This window comes from Limibacillus sp., from assembly GCA_037379885.1.
Taxonomy (GTDB): Bacteria; Pseudomonadota; Alphaproteobacteria; order Kiloniellales; family CECT-8803; genus JARRJC01.
The window spans coordinates 12,525-32,003 of sequence record JARRJC010000026.1; the positions used below are offsets into that span (position 1 = coordinate 12,525).

Genomic DNA, 19,479 nt, shown 5'->3' on the forward strand with positions numbered 1-19,479 from the left:
AAGGGCCGCGCTCCTTTTGGGAACGCGGCCTTTTTCTTGTTTATTATCAGCGGCTTAAGCGGCCTTGGCCAGGCTGCGCAGCACGTAGTGCAGGATACCGCCGTTCTTGTAGTACTCCACCTCGGTCTGGGTATCGATGCGGCAGAGCAGCGTGATGTCCTCAGACGAGCCGTCCGGGCGATGGATGGTGCATTTCACGTCCATCAGCGGCTTGATGCCGCCTTCGATGCCCTCGATATCGAAGGTCTCCTCGCCGGTCAGCTTCAAGGTCTTGCGGTCCTGCCCGTCCTTGAACTGCAGGGGCAGCACGCCCATGCCGACCAGGTTGGAGCGGTGGATGCGCTCGAAGGACTCCACGATCACGGCCTTGACGCCCAAGAGGTTGGTGCCCTTGGCCGCCCAGTCGCGCGAGGAGCCGGAGCCGTACTCCTTGCCGCCGATGATGACCAGCGGCACGCCTTCCTCGCGGTACTTCATGGCGGCGTCGTAGATCGCCATCTGCTCGCCGGAGGGAATGTGCTTGGTGTAGCCGCCCTCGACGCCCGGGATCATCTCGTTCTTGATCCGGATGTTGGCGAAGGTGCCGCGCATCATCACGTTGTGATTGCCGCGCCGCGCGCCGTAGGAGTTGAAGTCCGCCGGACGCACCTGATATTCGCCGAGATAGGCGCCGGCCGGGCTTTCCTTCTTGATCGATCCGGCCGGAGAGATGTGGTCGGTCGTGATCGAGTCGGCCAGCATGGCCAGCGGGCGCGCGCCCTTGATGTCGGCCAGCGGCGGCAGGTCCATGGTCATGCCCTCGAAGTAGGGCGGGTCGGCGATGTAGGTGGACCCGCTGTCCCACTCGTAGGTCTCGCTGGTCGTGGTCTTGATGGCGCGCCACTCCTCGGGCCCCTCGAAGACGTTGCCGTAGCGCTCCCGGAACATCTCGGGCGTCAGCGAGCGGCTGATGGTGTCCGCGATCTCCTTGTTGGAGGGCCAGATATCCTTGAGGAAGACCGGGTTTCCGTCCGCGTCCTCGCCCAGCGGATCCTTCAAGAGGTCCGCGCGCATGGAGCCGGCCAGCGCGTAGGCCACCACCAGAGGCGGGCTGGCCAGATAGTTGGCGCGGACATGCGGGCTGATGCGGCCCTCGAAGTTGCGGTTGCCGGAAAGCACGGCGGTGACCAGCAGGTCCTCGGCCTCCACGGCCGCCGCGATCTTGTCGGGCAGCGGACCGGAGTTGCCGATACAGGTGGTGCAGCCGTAGCCGACCAGGTTGAAGCCGAGGCCGTCCAGGTCGTCCTGAAGCTCCGCCTTCTCCAGATAGTCGGTCACCACCTGGGAGCCCGGCGCGAGAGAGGTCTTGACCCAGGGCTTCACCTTCAGGCCCTTGGCCAGCGCGTTGCGGGCCAGCAGGCCCGCCCCGATCAGCACCGAGGGGTTGGAGGTGTTGGTGCAGGAGGTGATGGCGGCGATCACCACGTCACCGTCGGACAGGCTGTAGTTCTCCCCTTCCACCGGGACCTCGCGGACCAGCTGATGTTCCTTCGTCGTGGCGCCGCCCTCGGCCGCGAAGTCGCCTTCGGGGCCGGTCGGGTCCATGCCACGCTCCTGGGCCAGCAGGCGGGTGAAGGCGGCAGCGCCCTCGTCCAGGTTGATCTTGTCCTGGGGACGCTTCGGCCCGGAGATGGACGGCACCACCGTCGAGATGTCGAGCTCGAGCGAGTCGGTGAAGACCGGATCGGGCGTGCTGTCGTCGTGCCACATGCCCTGCGCCTTGGCGTAGGCCTCGACCAGCTTGATGCGCTTCTCGTCGCGGCCGGTGAAGCGCAGGTACTTGAGCGTCTCGGCGTCGATCGGGAAGATCGCGCAGGTCGAGCCGAACTCAGGCGACATGTTGCCCAGCGTCGCGCGGTCGGCCAGGCCCAGATGCTTGAGGCCGGGCCCGTAGAACTCCACGAACTTGCCCACCACGCCCTTGGCGCGCAGCATCTTGGTGACGGTCAGCACCAGGTCGGTGGCCGTGGTGCCTTCGGTCATCTCGCCGGTCAGTTTGAAGCCGATCACCTCGGGAATCAGCATGGAGACCGGCTGGCCGAGCATGGCCGCCTCCGCCTCGATGCCGCCCACGCCCCAGCCGAGGACGGAGAGGCCGTTGATCATGGTGGTGTGGCTGTCGGTGCCGACCACGGTGTCGGGGTAGGCGATGTTCTTGCCCTCGACCTTGTTGGTCCAGACCGTCTGGGCGAGGTACTCCAGGTTCACCTGATGGCAGATGCCGGTGCCCGGCGGGACAACCTTGAAGTCGTCGAAGGCGCTCTGGCCCCAACGCAGGAACTCGTAGCGCTCGCGGTTGCGCTCGAACTCGCGCTCCACGTTCTTCTTGAAGGCATCCGGACCGCCGAAGTAGTCCACCATGACCGAGTGGTCGATCACCAGGTCGCAGGGCGACAGCGGATTGATCTTGCGCGGGTCGCCGCCCAGCTTGACCATCGCCTGACGCATGGCGGCCAGATCGACCACCGCCGGAACGCCGGTAAAGTCCTGCATCAGGACGCGGGCCGGTCGGTAGGCGATCTCCCGCTCGTCGCCTTCGCCGCTGGCGCGCGCGGCCAGCGACTTGATGTCCTCGACGGAGACGCTGTCGCCGTCTTCGAAGCGCAGCAGGTTCTCCAGCAGCACTTTCAGGGAGAAGGGCAGGCGGGAAAGATCGCCGATCCCGGCCTCCGCGGCGGCGGGCAGGCTGTAGTAATCAAAGGACTCGCCGTCCACGTCCAGCGTGCGGCGGGTCTTGAGGCTGTCTTGTCCGAGTTTCATGGAACAGGGGCTCCTTAACACTTGCTTGTTTGAAAGCAGGGGCGGCCGCTTCACAACGTCAGCTGATCGCCCAGCATTCTTCCCTATGGAAAAGGGAGAGGTCGCCGCGGCGCCGCCATTGCTTCGTTATAAAGTGGCGCGCCGGGGAGCGCCCTCGTACGCGTCGCGCGCAACTATAACTGAGTTTCTTTAAGAGTCCAGAGCGCCGGCGGGAAGCGCCTCACTGTCCGCCGGGCCGGTCCTCTTCTGGATAGTCGGGCGTGTTCCGCAGCAGGCCGCCGCCGCCCTGGCTTCCGCTGCTTCCTTCTTCGCCGGACAGCACGCCGCGAAGGGAATTCAGCAGCCCGCCGATGAAATCGTCGCTGCCGCCCGCTACGGCCTCAGGCGGTGCGCCGACCGGCTCCAGGGGCGTCGAGGCGCCGGGCAGCGGCTTTGCGCTCTCCCCGGCCAGGGCGCGGGCGGAAAAGGCGGCCCAGGTCTCAGCGGGCAGGCCGCCGCCCGTGACCCTGTCGGTCGGGCTGTTGTCGTCGTTGCCGAACCAGACGCCGGTCACCAACTCGGCGGTGTAGCCGACGAACCAGGCGTCCCGGAAGTCCTGACTGGTGCCGGTCTTGCCCGCGGCGGGCCGCTCCAGCCGCGCGGCCTTGCCGGTGCCCCACTCGACCGTCGCGGTCATGACGTCCACGATCTTGGCGAGCGGCTGAGCCTCCACCAGCAGGGCGCCCTCGAACTCGGACTGCTGGAACAGGACCCGGCCCGCGGCGTCGCTCACCTTGGTGATGCCGTAGGGAAAGACGGCCCGGCCCCGGTTCGCCAGAACGGCGTAGGCCGAGGTCATCTGCAACAGCGTGGTCTCGGAGGTTCCCAGCACCACCGAGGCGTCGCCGCCCTGAATGCCGGTCAGACCCAGGCTCTGCGCCTTCTCCACCACCGTCTTGGTGCCGACCGACTGCCCCAGCTTCACGGCGGCTGTGTTGATCGACTGCGCGAAGCCCTGGCGCAGCGTGATCTCGCCCCGGTACTTGCCGTCGTAGTTGGCGGGCGACCACTTGCCAACCGTAACCGGTTCGTCGATCACCCTGGAGTCGGGGTGCCAGCCCGCCTCGAAGGCGGCCAGATAGACGAAGGTCTTGAAGGCGCTGCCCGGCTGGCGCTGGGCCTGGGTCGCCCGGTTGAACTGGCTTTGACCGTAGTCGCGCCCGCCGACCATGGCGCGCAGCGCCCCGTCCGGGGACAGCGCCACCAGGGCGGCCTGACCGACCTTCATCTCCGCCCCGCGCTTCAGCGCGGCCTCCAGCTCCTGTTCGGCCAGCCGTTGCAGACGGGGGTCCAGGGTGGTCTGCACGATCAGGTCGCGGTCGGGCCGGCCGAGGAAGGCCTGAAGCTCCTGCAGCACCCAGTCCGTGAAGTAGCGCGCCCGCGGGCCCGGCACCGCGAGGGCCGGGCTCTTGCTGCGGCGCGCGCTGGCGGCGGTCTCATCGGTGATGAAGCCGGCGTCCACCATGGCGGCGAGCACGACCTCGGCGCGCTCCTCCGCTGCGTCGCGGTCGTTGGTGGGGGCAAGGCGGGAGGGCGCCTTCAAAAGCCCGGCCAGAAGGGCTGCTTCGTAGAGCGTCACCTCGCTCGCGGGTTTCCCGAAGTAGCGCCGGGCGGCGGCGTCCACCCCATAGGTCCCGGCCCCCAGATAGACCCGGTTCAGGTAGAGCGTCAGGATCTGGTCCTTGCTGAACTTGCGCTCCAGCCAGAAGGCCAGGAGCGCTTCCTGGATCTTGCGCTTGATGGTGCGCTCGGGCGTCAGGAAGAGGTTCTTGGCGAGCTGTTGGGTAATGGTGGAGCCGCCCTGGACCAGCGCGCCCGCCTGAAGGTTGGTCATCATGGCGCGGGCGAGGCCGATCAGGTCCATGCCGGGATGGTCGTAGAAGCGCCGGTCCTCGATCGCCAGCACGGCGAGCGGCAGGTGGCGCGGCATCTCGCCAACCTGAAGCGCCTCGCCCGTCAGCTCGCCCGAAGAGCCCAGGATGGTGCCGTCGCGCGCCAGAATGGTGATGGAGGGCTGGCGCTCCAGCACCGCCATGCGCGAGACGTCGGGAAGGTCGTAGGCGTAGTAGGCGATCAGGCCGCCGAGCGCGACCGCGCCCCAGATGCCCAGCACCAGCGTCCAGACCACCAGACGGCGCAACAGAGACCGCTGCTTCTTGGGAGCGGCCTTCTTGCGCGTCTTGGCCTTGCCGCCTTTCTTCGCGGTCTTGCCCTTCGCCGGTTTTTTCGTCGCCATGAAGAAGCTCTAACCCAAGTGATTCCGCGAAACCAGTGGCGATTCCAAGGCAGGGGAGTCCAAGGCAGGGGAGTCCAAGGCGGGGGCGCCTCTGCCGCTCACCCCTGCCGCTCAGTCCCGTTCGTTCAGATAGCGGGCGATCTTCACCTCGCCCAAGGGCTCGTCGTACTTGACCCGCAGACTCTCGTGCCATTCCCGCGCGAAGTCGCGCTGCAAGCGGGCGTTGATCGCAACGGTGATCGCCATGGCCAGGAGCGCGCCGAGGGAGGCGAGCGCCATGTCCTTGTGCGCGTCCCAGACATCGCCCTGGGTGCCGAGATAGGCGACGCCCAGGTCGGAGGCGACGAGCTCCACCACGCCCCATTCGAGAAGCTCGAAGATCATGGAGGTGGACATGACGATGTCGAGCGGCAGGAAGTAACTCCAGAAGCCGCGCGCATTGGCCATGCGGAAGAAGATCTCGCGCACCGGATAGGCGATCAGAAGGCCGTAGCTGAAGTGAACGAAGCGGTCGAAGGAATTGCGCGTCAGTCCCAGGGACTCATCGATGGAAAAGCCGAGGACCGCTTGGCCCCAGGCGTCGTAGGGGACCTGCACGTAGGTGTAGTGCGCGCCCAGACTGTGCAGGCAGGCATAGAGGAAGATCAGTCCGTAGGAGATGCGCGACAGCGGCAGGCGGCGGTGATTCACCAAGAGCAGCGGCAGGAAAAGGAAGACCAGCAGGTTCTCCAAGACCCAGTCGTGCCGGTCGTAGGGCGCGATCGCCAAGGCCCCCCAGTAGAGGAGGAAAACTCCCAGCAGGGTCAGGCAGAAAACTTTATAGCCCCGGCTCTGCGCCACGCCGCACCCCTTCTCCGCGCTCGACTGTCGGCTGAAGAGTCTAGAGCAGCGTGCCGCGTCGCGGAAAGCCGCTCAATCGATGGCCTTGATCGAGAGCCAGTCGAGCCAGCGGGTCGGGACCAGCCGTTTCAGCGTCCCGAAAACGTGGGTCGGGACCGTCACGTAGTAGCGCGCCCTCGGTCTCGGCGACTCCAGGGCGTGGATCAGCTTCTTGACCACTGCTTCCGGCTGCAACTCGAAGGGGGTGGGGACCTCCTCAGCCGTCAGTCGTGGGATCATCTGCTTTTCGTAGAAGGCCCGGTTGCGTGCGCCCTTCCAGTCGATCCACTTCTCGAAGTGGGGGTAGGAGTTCTGGCGGATCAGCGTGTCGATGGGGCCGGGCTCGATGAGGCAGACCTCGATCCCGCTGCCGCGCAGCTCCAGGCGCAGGGTGTCGCTGTAGCCCTCGACCGCGAACTTCGTCGAGTTATAGGCGCCGCGGTACTTCATGGCGGCGAATCCCAGGATGGAAGAATTCTGGACGATGCGTCCCGAACCCTGCTTTAGCATCACCGGCAGGACGAGGCGGGTCAGCTCGTGCCAGCCGAAGAAGTTCGCCTCGAAGATCGCGCGGAGCGCGCCGCCCGGCAGGTCTTCGATCAGGCCCGGAATGCCATAGGCGCCGTTGTTGAAGAGCGCGTCGATGCGCCCGCCGCCCTCTTCGAGGGCCTGCTGGAAACCCGCCTTGATGGACGCGCCGTCTTCGTAGTCGAGGGGAAAGGAGATCAGGCCTTCGTCGCGCAGCCGCTCGCAGTCCGCGGGCTTGCGGCAGGTGGCCAGGACCTTCCAGCCCCGCGCCTTCATGGTGCGTGCGGCCTCCAGCCCGATGCCCGAGGAACAGCCGGTGATCAAGAGGACGCGGCCGCCGCCCGCCATCAAGCGGCCCCCTGGTCGGAGCCGGGCACGCCGCTGGTGGTCGAATACTCCCAATGAAGCTCCTCGTCGGGGTGCAGTTGCTTGCGGATCGCATGAGCCGTCATGGCGGCTTCCGAGAAACCGCAGAGGATCAGCTTCAGCTTGCCTTCGTAGGTCGCGATGTCACCGATGGCGTAGATGCCGGGCGCGCTGGTCGCGCAGGTGGCGGGCGTGGTCGCCACGTGGTTCTTCTCCAGGTTCAGGCCCCAGTCGGCGATCGGCCCCAGGTTCATGGAAAGCCCGAAAAAGGGCAGAAGATGGTCGGCCTCAAGGCGGCGTTGCTCGCCTTTCAGGGACTGGGCGATGACGGCCTCCAGCTTGCCATCCGTCCCTTCCAGCCCGTGGAGCTGATAGGGAACCACCAGTTCGACGAGGCTTCCCTCCTCGGCCAGCGCGCGCAGCTTGGCGACGGAATCGGGGGCGCCGCGAAACTTGTCGCGCCGGTGAATGACGAAGATCTTCTCAGCCACCCCGGCAAGCGAAAGGGTCCAGTCGAGCGCGGAATCGCCGCCGCCCGCGATCACCACGCGCTTGCCACGGAAGTCCTCGCGCCGCGTCACCATGTAGCGGACCGCGCCGCTCTCCTCATAGTCCTCGATGCCCTCGATCGGTGGGCGGTGCGGGCCGAAGGCGCCCACGCCCGCCGCCACGATCACGGCTTGGGCCAGAATCTCCGTGCCTTTGGAGGTGACCAGCGCCCAGCGGCCATCGTCCCGCCGCTCCAGCTTCTCCACCCGCTGGCCCAGGTGATAGAGCGGCTCGAAAGGGGCGGCCTGCTGCTTCAAGTGGGCGACAAGGTCGGCGGCCATGACCTCGGGCATGCCGGGAATGTCGTAGATCGGTTTCTCGGGATAGAGCGCGGTGCACTGGCCGCCGACGGCGTCCAACGCGTCGATGACCTGGGCCTTGATGCCCAGCATGCCCAACTCGAAGACGGCGAAGAGGCCGACCGGGCCGGCGCCGATGATGGCGACCTCGGTTTCCTGCGGGCTTGCGGCCATGTCGGTCCGGTCCTTCCGTTGCGTCTTCGTGGGGCCGTGTGTTCTGCGGGCGGGGCTAAAGATGGCGTCGCGGAGCGGCCTTGGCAAGGCTGGGCCTGGGGCGCTCCGCCGTTGCGGCGGCGCGGGCGGCGGGGGTAAAAGGCGAGGCATGGAACCCCAGTCGCCACGCCCTGTCCCACCCCCTGAAGTGAACGGCGTCTACCGCTGCACCGGCGAGGCCGAGACGGCGGCGCTGGCTGCGGCCTTGGCGCCGCTGCTGAGGCCCGGAGACATCCTGGCGCTGAGGGGCGATCTGGGGGCGGGGAAAACGGCCTTCGCCCGCGCCCTGCTGAACGCCTTGCCGCACCCGGACGGGACCCGCGGGCCGGAGGAGGTGCCGAGTCCCAGCTTCACGCTTGTTCAGACCTACGAACGCGCAGCGGGCCCGGTCTGGCACATCGACCTCTACCGACTGGAACGCCCCGAAGACTGCTGGGAACTGGGCCTGGAGGAGGCCTTCGCCGAGGCCATCTCCCTGATCGAGTGGCCCGAACGCCTCGGCCCCCTTCTGCCGGAGCATGCCTTGTCCGTACGCATGGAGATTGCCGAGGATTCCAGGCACGTACGCCTGGAGGGGCCCGACCCCTGGCCCGCACGCCTTGCCGAGGCCGGTCTGACGGCGGCAAGATGATCCAGGATAGAAAAGAAAACAGCGTTGAGAGCGAGACGGCCCCACGATGACCGGAAAGACGACCGATTCCCCCGAAGCACAGCAGCCCGTCGCCGGGCTTCCGAAGAAGGCCATGGTGCTCTGCGCGGGCCTGGGAAAGCGCATGCGGCCGCTGACCGATAGCACGCCCAAGCCGCTCCTGGCGCTGCGCGGCCGTTCGCTGGTCGACCGTATCCTGGACCGGCTGGTCGAGGCGGGCGTGGAAGAGGCGGTGGTCAACCTCCATTACCTGGGCGAGCAGCTCGAAGCGCAGCTTTCCAAAAGGACGGACATCGAGGTCGTCTTCTCCTGGGAGCGGGAAGAGATACTGGAGACCGGCGGCGGGGCCAAGAAGGCGCTGCCGCTGCTGGGGGCGGAGCCCTTCTTCCTGATCAATGGAGATGTCCTCTGGTTGAACGGGCTCAGGTCCGCGCTCTCGCGCATGGCGACCAAGTGGGACGCGGAGGCGATGGACCTGCTCTTGCTGTTGCATCCGACCGCCTACGCCATCGGCTACAACGGGCCGGGCGACTTCATGATGGACCAGCTGGGCCGCCTGCTGCGGCGCAGGGAACGCCAAGTCTCGCCCTTCGTCTTCGCCGGGGTCCAGATCGTCAAGCCGGAGGTCTTCGAGAACACGCCGGACGGCCCCTTCTCCATGAACGTGATCTTCGACCGGGCGCAGGAGGCCGAGCGGCTCTATGGCTTGCGCCATGACGGCGAGTGGTTCCACATCGGAACGCCGCCCGACCTGAAGCGCGCCGAGGCGCAGCTTCACCACATGGAATTCCACACGGTCCAGCGATGAAGGTCTTCACCCTGCCCAGCGAGCTGCCCTTCGCCGATACGCTGGCGGGGGAGCTCTGCAAGCGTGCAGGCGACGATCCGCAGTATCTGGCCGGCCACCTCATCCTGCTGCCCAACCGGCGCGCCTGCCGGGGGCTGCGCGAGGCCTTCTTGCGCCAGAGCAACGGCCGCCCGCTGCTCCTGCCGCGCATGCTGGCGACCGGCGACACCGAGGAAGAAGAGCTTCTGCTGAGCGACCCGCTCGCCCTGCCCGATGAGGCCGGAGCGGCCCTGCCCGAGGCCATCGACCAGCACGAACGGCTCTTCATTCTCTCCACCCTGGTCGAACAATGGCGGCTGAAGGTCGAGGGCGAGGCCTCTCCCGCCCATAACCTGCGCCTTGCCCGCGAACTGGCCCGCCTGCTGGATCAGGTGGAACGAGAGGGGCTGAGCTTCGACAAGCTCGAAGACCTGGTGCCCGAGGAGTTCTCCGAACATTGGCAGAAAACCCTGACCTTCCTAGAGATCGTCACCGGAGCCTGGCCCGCCCTGGAGCGCGAACGCGGTGTCGCCTCCAAGGCGCGGCGCGAACGCCTGCTGATCGAATGGCAGGCCGAGGCCTGGCGCCGCTCGCCGCCCGCCTTTCCGGTGATCGCCGCGGGCACGACCGGCTCCATGCCCGCGCCCCGCAAGCTGATCGCCGTGGTGGCGGGGCTGCCGCAGGGCGAGGTGATCCTGCCCAATCTCGACCTGGAGGCCGACGAGGACGCGTGGGAGGCCATCGCCGCCGACCAGAGCCATCCGCAGTTCGGCATGGCGCTGCTGTTGAAGGAGATGGGGCTGGAGCGCCGCAAGGTGAAACCCTGGCTGCCGGAATCCGACGGCCCCTTGGCGGCAAGGCGGCGGATCGTGGCCGAAGCGCTGCGGCCCGCTCCGCAGACCGCGCGTTGGATGGAGCGGGCCTTCCGCTTTCCCGCCGGGCAGGTGACGGCGGCCTTCGAATCGGTCGCGCGCATCGACTGCGCCAGCGAGCAGGAAGAGGCGACGGTGATCGCCCTTGCGCTGCGCCAGACCCTTGAGACCTCAGGCAAGACCGGCGCCCTGGTGACCCCTGACCGGAACCTCGCACAGCGCGTGGCGGTCGAGCTGCGGCGCTGGGGTATCGAGATAGATGATTCCGGCGGCGTGCCGCTGAAGGACACCGCTGTCGGCGGCTACCTGCGCCTCGTCGCGCGCCTGCTGTCGGAAGGGCCCAGCGCCCTCAATCTTTTGGCCGCCTTGAAGCACCCGCTGGTGCGCGGCGGCAGCGCCGAGGGAGAGTTCAGGCTGCGGCTGCGCGACTTCGAGCGTCTGGTCCTGCGCGGTCCCGCGCCGAAACCCGACCTACCGACCTTGCGCGCGCTTCTGGAAGACGCGCGTAAGGACGCGCGGGAGGGGGCCGACAAGGAGGCGCTGGACCGCCTCGTTCCCTGGTTCGAGGAGCTGGCGAAGCTCCTGCGCCCGGCGGTTCTGGAGCACTACCAGAAGCAGCCGCTTTCGGTGCTTCTGGAGCTGCATCTGCGTCTTGCCGAGGATCTGGCCTCAAGCGGCGACACGCCGGGCGCAGCCCGGCTCTGGCGCGGCGAGGACGGCGACCAGTCGGCGAAGCTGCTGCGCGGCTTGATGGAGGGCGCGGGCCAGCACCCAGAGGTCCGGGTCGGCGCCTACGCCGATCTCTTCGACGGTCTGCTGGAGGAAGAGAGCGTGCGGCGTCCCTACGCGCTCCACCCGCGGCTCTTCATCTGGGGCACGGTCGAGGCCCGGCTGGAGCGCGCCGACCTGATGATCCTGGGCGGGCTCAACGAGGGCGCCTGGCCCAAGGAAACGCAGCCCAGCCCCTGGATGAGCCGGCCCATGGCCGAACGCTTCGGCCTGCCGCTGCCCGAACGCAAGATCGGACTGTCGGCCCATGACTTCGCGCAGGCGCTGGGCGCGGGCGAGGTGCTGATGACCCGCGCGGATCGCGTGGAGGGCACGCCCAGCGTCCCCGCCCGCTGGCTGCTGCGCCTCAACGCCTTTCTGCAGGCCGTGGGCGCGCCCGCGAACCTGCTGGAGGAGAAGGCCGCGCAGTGGAAGCACTGGGCGCGCAGCCTGGACCAGCCGGAGGGCGCGCCGCAGCCCTGCGCCGCCCCTGAGCCCTGTCCGCCCGCCGCCGCCCGGCCGAAGCGCGCCTCGGTCACGGATGTCGAGCGGCTGCAGCGCGACCCCTATGCCTTCTATGCCAAGAACGTGCTGAAGCTGAAGGCGCTCGACCCGCTGGAAGCGGACGTCACCGCAGCCGAGCGCGGCACCGGCGTGCATGACGTGCTGGAGAACTTCTGCAAGGCCTTTCCCGACGTCCTTCCGGCGGAGGCCGATGAGGCGCTGCGCGATGCCTTCGCCGATCTCAGCAGCAGGCTGGACCGGCGGCCCAGCCAGGGTGTCCTCTGGGCGCCGCGTCTGGCGCGGATCGCCGATTGGGTCCTGTCGGCAGAGCGCGCGCGCCGCGAGGAGATCGCCACGATCTATGCCGAGCGCTGGGGCAGGATGAAGCTGCCGGGCCTGGAGGACTTCGAGCTCTTCGGCAAGGCCGACCGGCTGGAGCGGTTGGTGGGCGGCGGCTACCGGGTGCTCGACTACAAGACGGGCGGCGTCCCCTCGGCGGCGGAGGTGAAGGATGGGCGCGCCCCTCAGCTCGTCCTGGAAGCCGCCATGCTGCGCGCCGGCGGGTTCGAGGGGCTGGAGCCCGGCGGGGAGGTGGCGGCGCTGGTCTATTGGCAGCTCTCCGGACTGCGTAAGGCGGGCGCCGAGATCAGCATCGAGTTGAGCGCCGCGGAGATCGACGAGCAACTCGCGGGCCTCACCGGTCTCATCGCCCACTTCCTGGACCCGAAGGAGCCTTTCCGCGCCTATCCGCGCCCGACCCACGCGCTGCGCTACAACGACTATGCGCACCTCGCCCGCATCAAGGAGTGGGCGGGCGATGTGGAGGAGGCCTGGACACCGTGAGCGCCACCGAGCCCCTCAACGAGGACTACCGCCGCACGGTCGAGAACCAGCGTCTCGCCGCCGACCCGAGGTACTCCGCTTGGGTCGGCGCCTCGGCGGGCAGCGGCAAGACCCGGGTCCTGAGCGACCGGGTGCTGCGTCTCCTGCTGGCCGAGGGCGACCCGACCCGCATCCTCTGCCTCACCTTCACCAAGGCCGCCGCGGCGGAGATGGAGCGGCGCATCGCCGAGCGGCTCGCCGAGTGGACGGCGCTCAGCGACGCCGCGCTCGATAAGCAGCTGAAAGAGCTCCTGGGCGAGGACGATCCGAGCGAAGAGCGGCGCTCCGCGGCGCGCAGCCTCTTCGCCAAGATGCTGGACGCGCCGGGCGGCCTCAAGATCCAGACGATCCACTCCTTCTGCCAATCGGTGCTGGCGCGCTTTCCCCTGGAGGCGGGCGTGACGCCGAACTTCGAGACGCTGGACGAGAACAGCGCGCTGGAGAAACTGCGCGAGGCGCGCGAGGACGTACTGGCGAACGTGGCCTCTCAGCGCGCGCTGGCCGAGGCGCTGCCCGATCTGGTGAGTTACATCGGCGATGCCGATTTCGCCAAGCTGGTCAATCAGCTTATCGCCGCGCACGGCCGCCTGCGCAGCGGCGTGGAGCGCCTGGGTACGCTCGATTTCGCCGAGGAGGCGCTCTATCAGCGCCTGGACCTGCCGCCGAAGGTCCGCCCGGAGTCGATCGCCGCCCGCGCGCGGGAAATGGGCGAGGCGCGCGAAGGCGACCTGCTCATGGCCGCCGGGGTGCTGGCGGAGAGCAACGACACGGACAAGGCGAACGCGGCCCTGATCCGCGCCGGTCTCGCCAAGGCGGCCTGGGCGCTGGACGACTTCCTCACCTATTCCAACGGCTTCCTGACGGCCAAGGGCGAACGCCAGAAGCGCTCCCCCTCGGCGCAGATCAAGAGGGACCGTCCGGAGATCGAAGAGATCCTGGGGGCCGAAGCCGAACGCCTCATCGCCGAACGCCAGCGCTACTTCGCGGCCCTGGAGGCGCGGCTTTCCATCGGCCTGCTGCGCATGGCCTATCACACGCTGGACGCTTACGAGCGGCTGAAGGCGGCGGCGGCCGCGCTCGACTTCGACGACCAGATCGCCAAGGCGCAGAAGCTGCTGTCGTCGCCGGGCCTGCCGTCCTGGGTGCTCTACAAGCTGGATGGCGGCCTCGACCATCTGCTGGTCGACGAGGCGCAGGACACCAGCCCGGAGCAGTGGGACATCATCGGCGCGCTGGTGACCGAGTTCTTCGAAGGCGAGTCCGCCGCCGAGGAGCGGCGCAGCCCCGAGCTGCCCAAGCGCAGCCTCTTTACCGTGGGCGATCCCAAGCAGTCGATCTATGGCTTTCAGGGCGCGCGCCCCGACCTCTTCGCCAAGAAGCGCGAGCAGTACAAGAAGCTGGCCGACGCCGCCGGGGTGGACCTGATCCGGGTGCCGCTCAACATGTCCTTCCGCTCGACGCGCGCCGTGCTGCAGGCCGTCGATGCGGTCTTCGCCCCGCCGGAAAAGCACAAGGGCGTGGTCTTCGACGAGGACTGGCAGGAGCATGCGGCCTTCCGCAAGGGCGACGCCGGCAGCGTGGACCTCTGGCAGACCATCGACCCGGAGGAGGAGAAGGAACAGCACAACCTTTGGGAGCCCGCCAGGCAGCAGTTCGAGGCCGAGAAGCCCCGCCGGACCCTGGCCGCGGTCCTGGCCGAGCGCATCTGGCGCATGACCTCGGACCCGGCGGGCGCGCAGGACCCGGAATCCCAGCTTCGCTCGCAGGAGCGCCGCCTCAGGCCCGGCGACATCATGGTGCTGGTCCGCCGCCGCAACGCCTTCGTGACGGAACTGGTGCGCGAGCTGAAGGCGCTCGAGGTGCCGGTGACCGGCGTCGACCGCATGAAGCTGATGGATCAGCTCGCCATCATGGATCTGGTGGCGCTGGGTCAGGTGCTGCTGCTGCCCGAAGACGATCTGACCCTGGCCGCCGTGCTGAAAAGCCCGCTGATCGGCCTGGAGGAAGACGAGCTGTTCGAGCTGGCCTACGACCGCAAGGGCGCGAGCCTGTGGGAGCGCCTGCGCCGCAAGAGCGCCAGCAAACCCTCCTTCGCCGCCGCCTGGCGCTTCCTGGAGGCCGAGCACAACCGCGAGGGCTTCGAGAGCGCCTATCAGTTCTATGGCCGCATCCTGGGGGCCGAGGGCGGGCGTCAGCGCATGCTGGCGCGCCTGGGGCCGGAGGCGGAGGACCCGCTGGACGAGTTCCTGTCCCTGGCGCAGGAGCATGCGCGGCTGCACCCGCCCAGCCTTCAGGGTTTCCTGCACTGGTTGGCGCAGGACGACCGGCAGGTGAAGCGCGACCTGGAACAGGGCGCCAACGCCGTGCGGATCATGACGGCCCACGCCGCCAAGGGCCTGCAGGCGCCCATGGTGATCCTGCCCGACACCCTGGGCGCAAAGCGCACCGCGCGGGAGATGCTCTGGACCGAAGACCCGGAGGAGGGCGGCCAGGGCGGCCCCGCGCTGCCGCTCTTCCCGCTCGCCAAGGGCGAACGCAGCGCGCTGGCCGGTGAGACGGCCCGCGCGATGGAGGAGCGGGAGGCCGAGGAGCGCCGCCGCCTGCTCTATGTCGCCATGACCCGCGCCGAGGACCGCCTGATCGTCTGCGGCTGGCGCGGCGAGCGCGACGACCTGGAGGAGGCCTGGTACAGCCATGTCCAGCAGGGCTTCGAGCGTTTGGCGGAATCGGGCGCCACCATCGAGGAGATCGAGGTGGAGGCCCCGCGCCAGGGCGTGACCCTCTCCGCGCGCCGCCTCTCCTGCCCGCAGAGCGAGCCGGTCAAGAAGAAGGAGAAGGCGGCGGCCGGGGCGGCCCTCGACCCGCTTCCGGATTGGGCGCGCTCCGGCGAAGCGCCGGTCGAGCCGACGCCCACGAAGCCGCTTCAGCCCTCGCGCCCCAGCGCGCCGGAGCCCGCCAGCCTCTCGCCGCTGGGCGAGGAGCAGGCCTGGCGCTTCAAGCGCGGCAACCTCGTCCACCGTCTGCTCCAGACCCTGCCGGACCTGCCGGAGGCGGACTGGGCGGCGGCGGCGGCGCGCTTCCTCGGCCAGCGGGTCCACGGGCTTTCCGCCGCGCAGGCCGCGGACCTGACGACGGAGACGCTGGGCGTTCTGCGCGCGCCGGAGCTGGCCGGACTCTTCGGCCCGGGCAGCCGCGCCGAGGCACCGGTCGGCGGCGTGATCGGGACCCGCAGCGTTTCCGGCCAGGTCGACCGTCTTCTGGTGACGCCGGAGGAGATCAAGATCATCGACTACAAGACCAACCGCCCCGCGCCCGAGACGGAGGCGGAGGTGCCGGAGGTCTACCTGAGCCAGATGGCCAGCTACCGCGCGCTTCTGCGGGCGATCTACCCGGACCGGCCGGTCACCTGCTACCTGCTCTGGACCGAAGCGCCGCGATTGATGCAGATCAGTGAAAGGACCTTGGACGCGCATTCACCTTGACGCTTCCGGGGGGGCGTTTCTATATGTCAGGGGAACGTGAAAAGAACCTTTCGGCCCCGCCAGACCGGCGGCCGTTTTTTTAACGAAGGACCAAGAGGGAAACGCTGATGACCACGACGAAAGTCACCGACGGCAGCTTCGACGCCGATGTCCTCAAGGCCTCCGGCCCCGTTGTCGTCGACTTCTGGGCCGAGTGGTGCGGCCCCTGCAAGTCGATCGGCCCGGCCCTGGAGGAGATCGCCTCCGAGAAGGAAGGCAAGGTCACCATCGCCAAGCTGAACATCGACGAGAACCCGCAGACGCCCCAGAAGTACGGCGTGCGCGGCATCCCGACCCTGATGCTCTTCAAGGACGGCCAGGTCGCCGCCACCAAGGTCGGCGCGCTGCCCAAGCAGCAGCTGATGGAGTGGGTCGAACAGAACATGTAACGCCCTCCCCCACCAGGGGACTGAGACGAAAAACCCCGCGCCGGGAAACTGGCGCGGGGTTTTTTCATTCAGGAACTAACAGGGCCTACCCCTCGTTCTCCCCCAACACCTTCCCGGCGAGATAGAGGGAGCCGCAGATTAGGATGCGGGCGGGGCCTTTGGGCGATTCGCTGCGGGTCAGCTCGGTGAGGGCGGCCTTGACGCTCGTTCTTGGTGTTCAGCATCCCATAGACCAGATGCAGCGGCTTCTCGCGCCAGGCGCCGAGGCTTCTCGCCAGCGCCTCGCCCGCGCTCTCGTTATGGCCGCCGTCGAGCCAGAGCTCCCAGCCTTCGGGCAGCAGGTCGCAGAGGCGGCCCGCTTCCAGCTTCTGCATGCGCCCCGGCCAGTAGGCGCGGGTCAGGCCCTGGCTCATGGCCTCGCGCGGGATGGCGAATCCAGCCCCGGCCAGCACTTCGGCGGCGGCCAGCGCCATGCCGGCGTTCTCGCTCTGGTGCCGCCCGTAGAGGTTGGGCACCGGCTCGGGCCTCGGCGGCTCGTCCCGCCAGGTAAAGGACAGCGCGCCGCCGCCCGCCGCCTCGGCGCAGTGATAGTCGCGGCCCTCCACGATGGTCGGCGCGGAGAGGTTCTCCGCCTGGCGCAGCATCACCGCCCGGGCGGCGGGCTGCTGCGGGCCGATGACGACGGGCCTGCCGGCCTTGATGATCCCGGCCTTTTCGAAGGCGATCTGCTCCAGCGTATCGCCCAGGTACTGCTGATGGTCGAGGGAGACCGGCGTGATCACCGACAAGGCCGGCTCGCCGATCACGTTGGTGGCGTCCAGCCGCCCGCCCAGGCCGACCTCCAGCAGCAGCAGGTCGGCCTCCTCGCTCGCGAAGGCGAGGAAGGCGGCGGCCGTGGTGATCTCGAAGAAGGTGATGGGCTCGCCCCCGTTCGCCTCCTCGCAGACCTCCAGAAGCCGGGAAAGCTCGGGCTCGGAGATCAGGCCGCCGGAAAGCCGGATGCGCTCGTGAAAGCGCACCAGATGGGGCGAGGAGTAGACCTGGACGCGCAGGCCCGCCGCCTCGGCCATGGCGCGCAGGTAGGCGACGGTCGAGCCCTTGCCGTTGGTGCCCGCGACGTGGACCACGGGGGCCAGCCGCGTCTCGGGGTTCCCGAGGCGCGCGAGCAGCCGCTCCAGACGGCCGAGCGACAGGTCGATGATCTTGGGGTGGAGGCTAAGCAGCCGCTCCAGAATGGCGTCGCTTCTGGGCGCGGCGGGACCGCGGGTCATGCCAGGGGGCTCACTTCTCGGGCTTGGGCTCCGGCTTTCCGGCCTTGTCCTCGGACTTCTCGCTCTTGGCCTCGGCCTTCTTTTCCGCCTCGGCGGCCTTGGCGGCCTTCTCCTCGCGCTTCTTATCCATGGTCAGGATCTTGGCGGCGGGGCCGGGGCGGCGCAGCAGGTCGATGACCTGGCAGAGCCGGTCGCGCAGCTCGCGGCGGTCCACCACCATGTCCACCATGCCATGCTCCAGCAGGTATTCCGCCGTCTGGAAGTCGGGCGGAAGCTGCTCGCGGATGGTCTCCTCGATGACGCGGCGGCCGGCAAAGCCGATGATCGCGCCCGGCTCGGAAACGGAGATGTCGCCCAGCATGGCGAAGGAGGCGGAGACGCCGCCGGTGGTGGGATCGGTCAGCAGAACGATGTAGGGAAGCCCGGCTTCCTTCACCATGTCCACCGCGATGGTGCTGCGCGGCATCTGCATGAGGGAGAGGATGCCCTCCTGCATGCGCGCGCCGCCCGAGGCCGGAACGGCGATGAGGGAGGCGTTCTGCAAGACCGCCAGCTTGGCGGCGGCCAGCAGGCCTTCGCCAACCGCGATGCCCATGGAGCCGCCCATGAAGGAGAAGTCGAAACAGGCGATCACCACCGGGTGCCCGCCCATGGAACCGTGGGCGACCTGGATGGCGTCCTGTCCGCCGACCTTGCTCTGGGCTTCCTTCAGGCGGTCGCTGTAGCGCTTGCGGTCGCGGAACTTGAGCGGGTCCACGACGGACTTCGGCAGTTCCACCTTGGTGTACTTGCCCTCGTCGAACAGCAGCTCGAAGCGCTGCTTCACGCCGAGCCGCAGGTGATGGTCGCAGTGGGTGCAGACGCGCAGGTTCTTCTCCAGCTCGCGCGCGAAGATCATCTGGCCGCAGGCCGGGCACTTGTCCCAGAGGTTGTCGGGGACATCGCGGCTCTTCATCAGGCCGCGGATTTTCGGGCGAACGTAGTTTGCGATCCAGTTCATGGCGTTCTGCTTAGTTCCCCTCGGACTGTTGCGTCAAGCCGCGCCGCTGCGGGCGCCCCTGACGCCCCCGGCCAACTCGGCGACGAAGTCTAGCACAGCCTGGGTCAGGCCGGGTTGCGCCTTGTTGTTCTCGTCCAGGTGCTCCGCGATCCTGGCGACCAGGGCGGAGCCGACCACGGCGGCGTCGGCGGCCTGGGACACGGCCCCGGCCTGCTCGGGCGTCTTGATGCCGAAGCCCACGGCGATCGGCAGATCGGTGTGCTGCTTCAGGCGTGCGACCGCGGCCTCGATATCCGCCTCCGCCGCCGAACGGGTGCCGGTGATGCCCATGATGGAGACGTAGTAGACGAAACCGGAGGTGTTGCTCAGCACCTTGGGCAGGCGCTTGTCGTCGGTGGTGGGCGTCGCCAGGCGGATGAAGTTGAGCCCGGCGTTGAGCGCCGGGATGCAGAGCTCGTCGTCCTCTTCGGGCGGCAGGTCGACCACGATCAGCCCGTCCACCCCGGCCTCGCGCGCGTCCTTCAGGAAGCGGTCGTTGCCGTAGGAGTAGATCGGGTTGTAGTAGCCCATCAGGATCACCGGGGTCTCGGCGTCGGTCTCGCGGAAGCGGCGCACCAGCGCAAGCGTCTTGGTGAGCGTCATGCCGCCCTTGAGCGCGCGCAGGCCCGCGGCCTGGATCGCCGGGCCGTCGGCCATGGGGTCGGAGAAGGGCATGCCGATCTCGATCACGTCGGCGCCCGCCTTGGGCAGGCCCGCCAGGATCTCAAAGGAGGTTTCCAGGTCCGGGTCGCCCGCGGTCATGAAGGTGACGAGGCCGCCGCGCCCTTCGGCCTTCAGGGCGGCGAAGCGTTTCTCGAGGCGTCCGGAATCGGAAAGGCGCGCGTTCATG

General features: G+C 68.4%; 12 protein-coding genes and 1 pseudogene. 5 read left to right on the forward strand and 8 right to left on the reverse strand.

The genetic code is table 11. The features are described from left to right. Positions 1-54: 54 nt before the first annotated feature. The 5 genes from acnA to P8X75_09485 all read right to left on the reverse strand — a co-directional run bounded on the left by acnA (position 55) and on the right by P8X75_09485 (position 7,869). On the reverse strand, positions 55-2,799 hold the full coding sequence (gene acnA / locus P8X75_09465; GenBank protein MEJ1995423.1) for an aconitate hydratase AcnA: 2,745 nt from the start codon (positions 2,797-2,799) through the stop codon (positions 55-57). A gap of 220 nt (positions 2,800-3,019) precedes the next feature. Beyond that, positions 3,020-5,074 (reverse strand): PBP1A family penicillin-binding protein, encoded by a 2,055-nt coding sequence (locus P8X75_09470; GenBank protein MEJ1995424.1) that lies wholly within the window; start codon positions 5,072-5,074, stop codon positions 3,020-3,022. A 111-nt stretch (positions 5,075-5,185) separates the two neighbouring features. Then, positions 5,186-5,914 carry a DUF2238 domain-containing protein gene (locus tag P8X75_09475; protein ID MEJ1995425.1) on the reverse strand — a complete coding sequence of 243 codons (729 nt, stop codon included), beginning with the start codon at positions 5,912-5,914 and terminating at the stop codon, positions 5,186-5,188. A gap of 72 nt (positions 5,915-5,986) precedes the next feature. After that, positions 5,987-6,829: an SDR family NAD(P)-dependent oxidoreductase gene (locus tag P8X75_09480; protein ID MEJ1995426.1), complete on the reverse strand. Its 843-nt coding sequence runs from the start codon at positions 6,827-6,829 to the stop codon at positions 5,987-5,989. Further along, the gene (locus tag P8X75_09485; GenBank protein MEJ1995427.1) at positions 6,829-7,869 is read right to left on the reverse strand and encodes an NAD(P)/FAD-dependent oxidoreductase; all 1,041 of its coding nucleotides are present in this window, start codon (positions 7,867-7,869) and stop codon (positions 6,829-6,831) included. Before P8X75_09485 ends, P8X75_09480 begins: the two co-directional genes overlap by 1 nt. Positions 7,870-8,017: 148 nt before the next feature. Between P8X75_09485 and tsaE the strand changes: the two genes are divergently transcribed. From tsaE to trxA, 5 genes are all read left to right on the forward strand, one after another. Then, complete coding sequence (gene tsaE, locus P8X75_09490; GenBank protein MEJ1995428.1) at positions 8,018-8,539, forward strand: tRNA (adenosine(37)-N6)-threonylcarbamoyltransferase complex ATPase subunit type 1 TsaE; 522 nt, start codon at positions 8,018-8,020, stop codon at positions 8,537-8,539. Between the two features lie 46 nt (positions 8,540-8,585). After that, entirely contained in the window at positions 8,586-9,365 is a 780-nt protein-coding gene (locus tag P8X75_09495; GenBank protein ID MEJ1995429.1) for a nucleotidyltransferase family protein, read from the forward strand. Then, entirely contained in the window at positions 9,362-12,370 is a 3,009-nt protein-coding gene (gene addB, locus P8X75_09500) for a double-strand break repair protein AddB (protein MEJ1995430.1), read from the forward strand. The genes P8X75_09495 and addB overlap by 4 nt, the downstream gene beginning before the upstream one ends. Beyond that, positions 12,367-15,891: a double-strand break repair helicase AddA gene (gene addA, locus P8X75_09505; protein ID MEJ1995431.1), complete on the forward strand. Its 3,525-nt coding sequence runs from the start codon at positions 12,367-12,369 to the stop codon at positions 15,889-15,891. The genes addB and addA overlap by 4 nt, the downstream gene beginning before the upstream one ends. Before the next feature lie 107 nt (positions 15,892-15,998). After that, complete coding sequence (gene trxA / locus P8X75_09510) at positions 15,999-16,319, forward strand: thioredoxin TrxA (protein MEJ1995432.1); 321 nt, start codon at positions 15,999-16,001, stop codon at positions 16,317-16,319. An 85-nt stretch (positions 16,320-16,404) separates the two neighbouring features. Here the strand turns inward: trxA and P8X75_09515 are convergent. The 3 genes and pseudogenes from P8X75_09515 to trpA all read right to left on the reverse strand — a co-directional run bounded on the left by P8X75_09515 (position 16,405) and on the right by trpA (position 19,478). Beyond that, positions 16,405-17,590: pseudogene (locus tag P8X75_09515) on the reverse strand (Mur ligase family protein). 10 nt (positions 17,591-17,600) lie between these two features. Then, complete coding sequence (gene accD, locus P8X75_09520) at positions 17,601-18,590, reverse strand: acetyl-CoA carboxylase, carboxyltransferase subunit beta (protein MEJ1995433.1); 990 nt, start codon at positions 18,588-18,590, stop codon at positions 17,601-17,603. A 33-nt stretch (positions 18,591-18,623) separates the two neighbouring features. Continuing rightward, on the reverse strand, positions 18,624-19,478 hold the full coding sequence (gene trpA / locus P8X75_09525; protein MEJ1995434.1) for a tryptophan synthase subunit alpha: 855 nt from the start codon (positions 19,476-19,478) through the stop codon (positions 18,624-18,626). Position 19,479: the final 1 nt, after the last annotated feature.

Coding starts and splice junctions, on each gene's coding strand:
- P8X75_09495 (MEJ1995429.1), top strand. CDS start 8,586: ATGACCGGAAAGACGACCGATTCCCCCGAAGCACAGCAGCCCGTCGCC.
- trpA (MEJ1995434.1), bottom strand. CDS start 19,478: ATGAACGCGCGCCTTTCCGATTCCGGACGCCTCGAGAAACGCTTCGCC.
- P8X75_09470 (MEJ1995424.1), bottom strand. CDS start 5,074: ATGGCGACGAAAAAACCGGCGAAGGGCAAGACCGCGAAGAAAGGCGGC.
- addB (MEJ1995430.1), top strand. CDS start 9,362: ATGAAGGTCTTCACCCTGCCCAGCGAGCTGCCCTTCGCCGATACGCTG.
- tsaE (MEJ1995428.1), top strand. CDS start 8,018: ATGGAACCCCAGTCGCCACGCCCTGTCCCACCCCCTGAAGTGAACGGC.
- P8X75_09485 (MEJ1995427.1), bottom strand. CDS start 7,869: ATGGCCGCAAGCCCGCAGGAAACCGAGGTCGCCATCATCGGCGCCGGC.
- accD (MEJ1995433.1), bottom strand. CDS start 18,590: ATGAACTGGATCGCAAACTACGTTCGCCCGAAAATCCGCGGCCTGATG.
- trxA (MEJ1995432.1), top strand. CDS start 15,999: ATGACCACGACGAAAGTCACCGACGGCAGCTTCGACGCCGATGTCCTC.
- acnA (MEJ1995423.1), bottom strand. CDS start 2,799: ATGAAACTCGGACAAGACAGCCTCAAGACCCGCCGCACGCTGGACGTG.
- P8X75_09480 (MEJ1995426.1), bottom strand. CDS start 6,829: ATGGCGGGCGGCGGCCGCGTCCTCTTGATCACCGGCTGTTCCTCGGGC.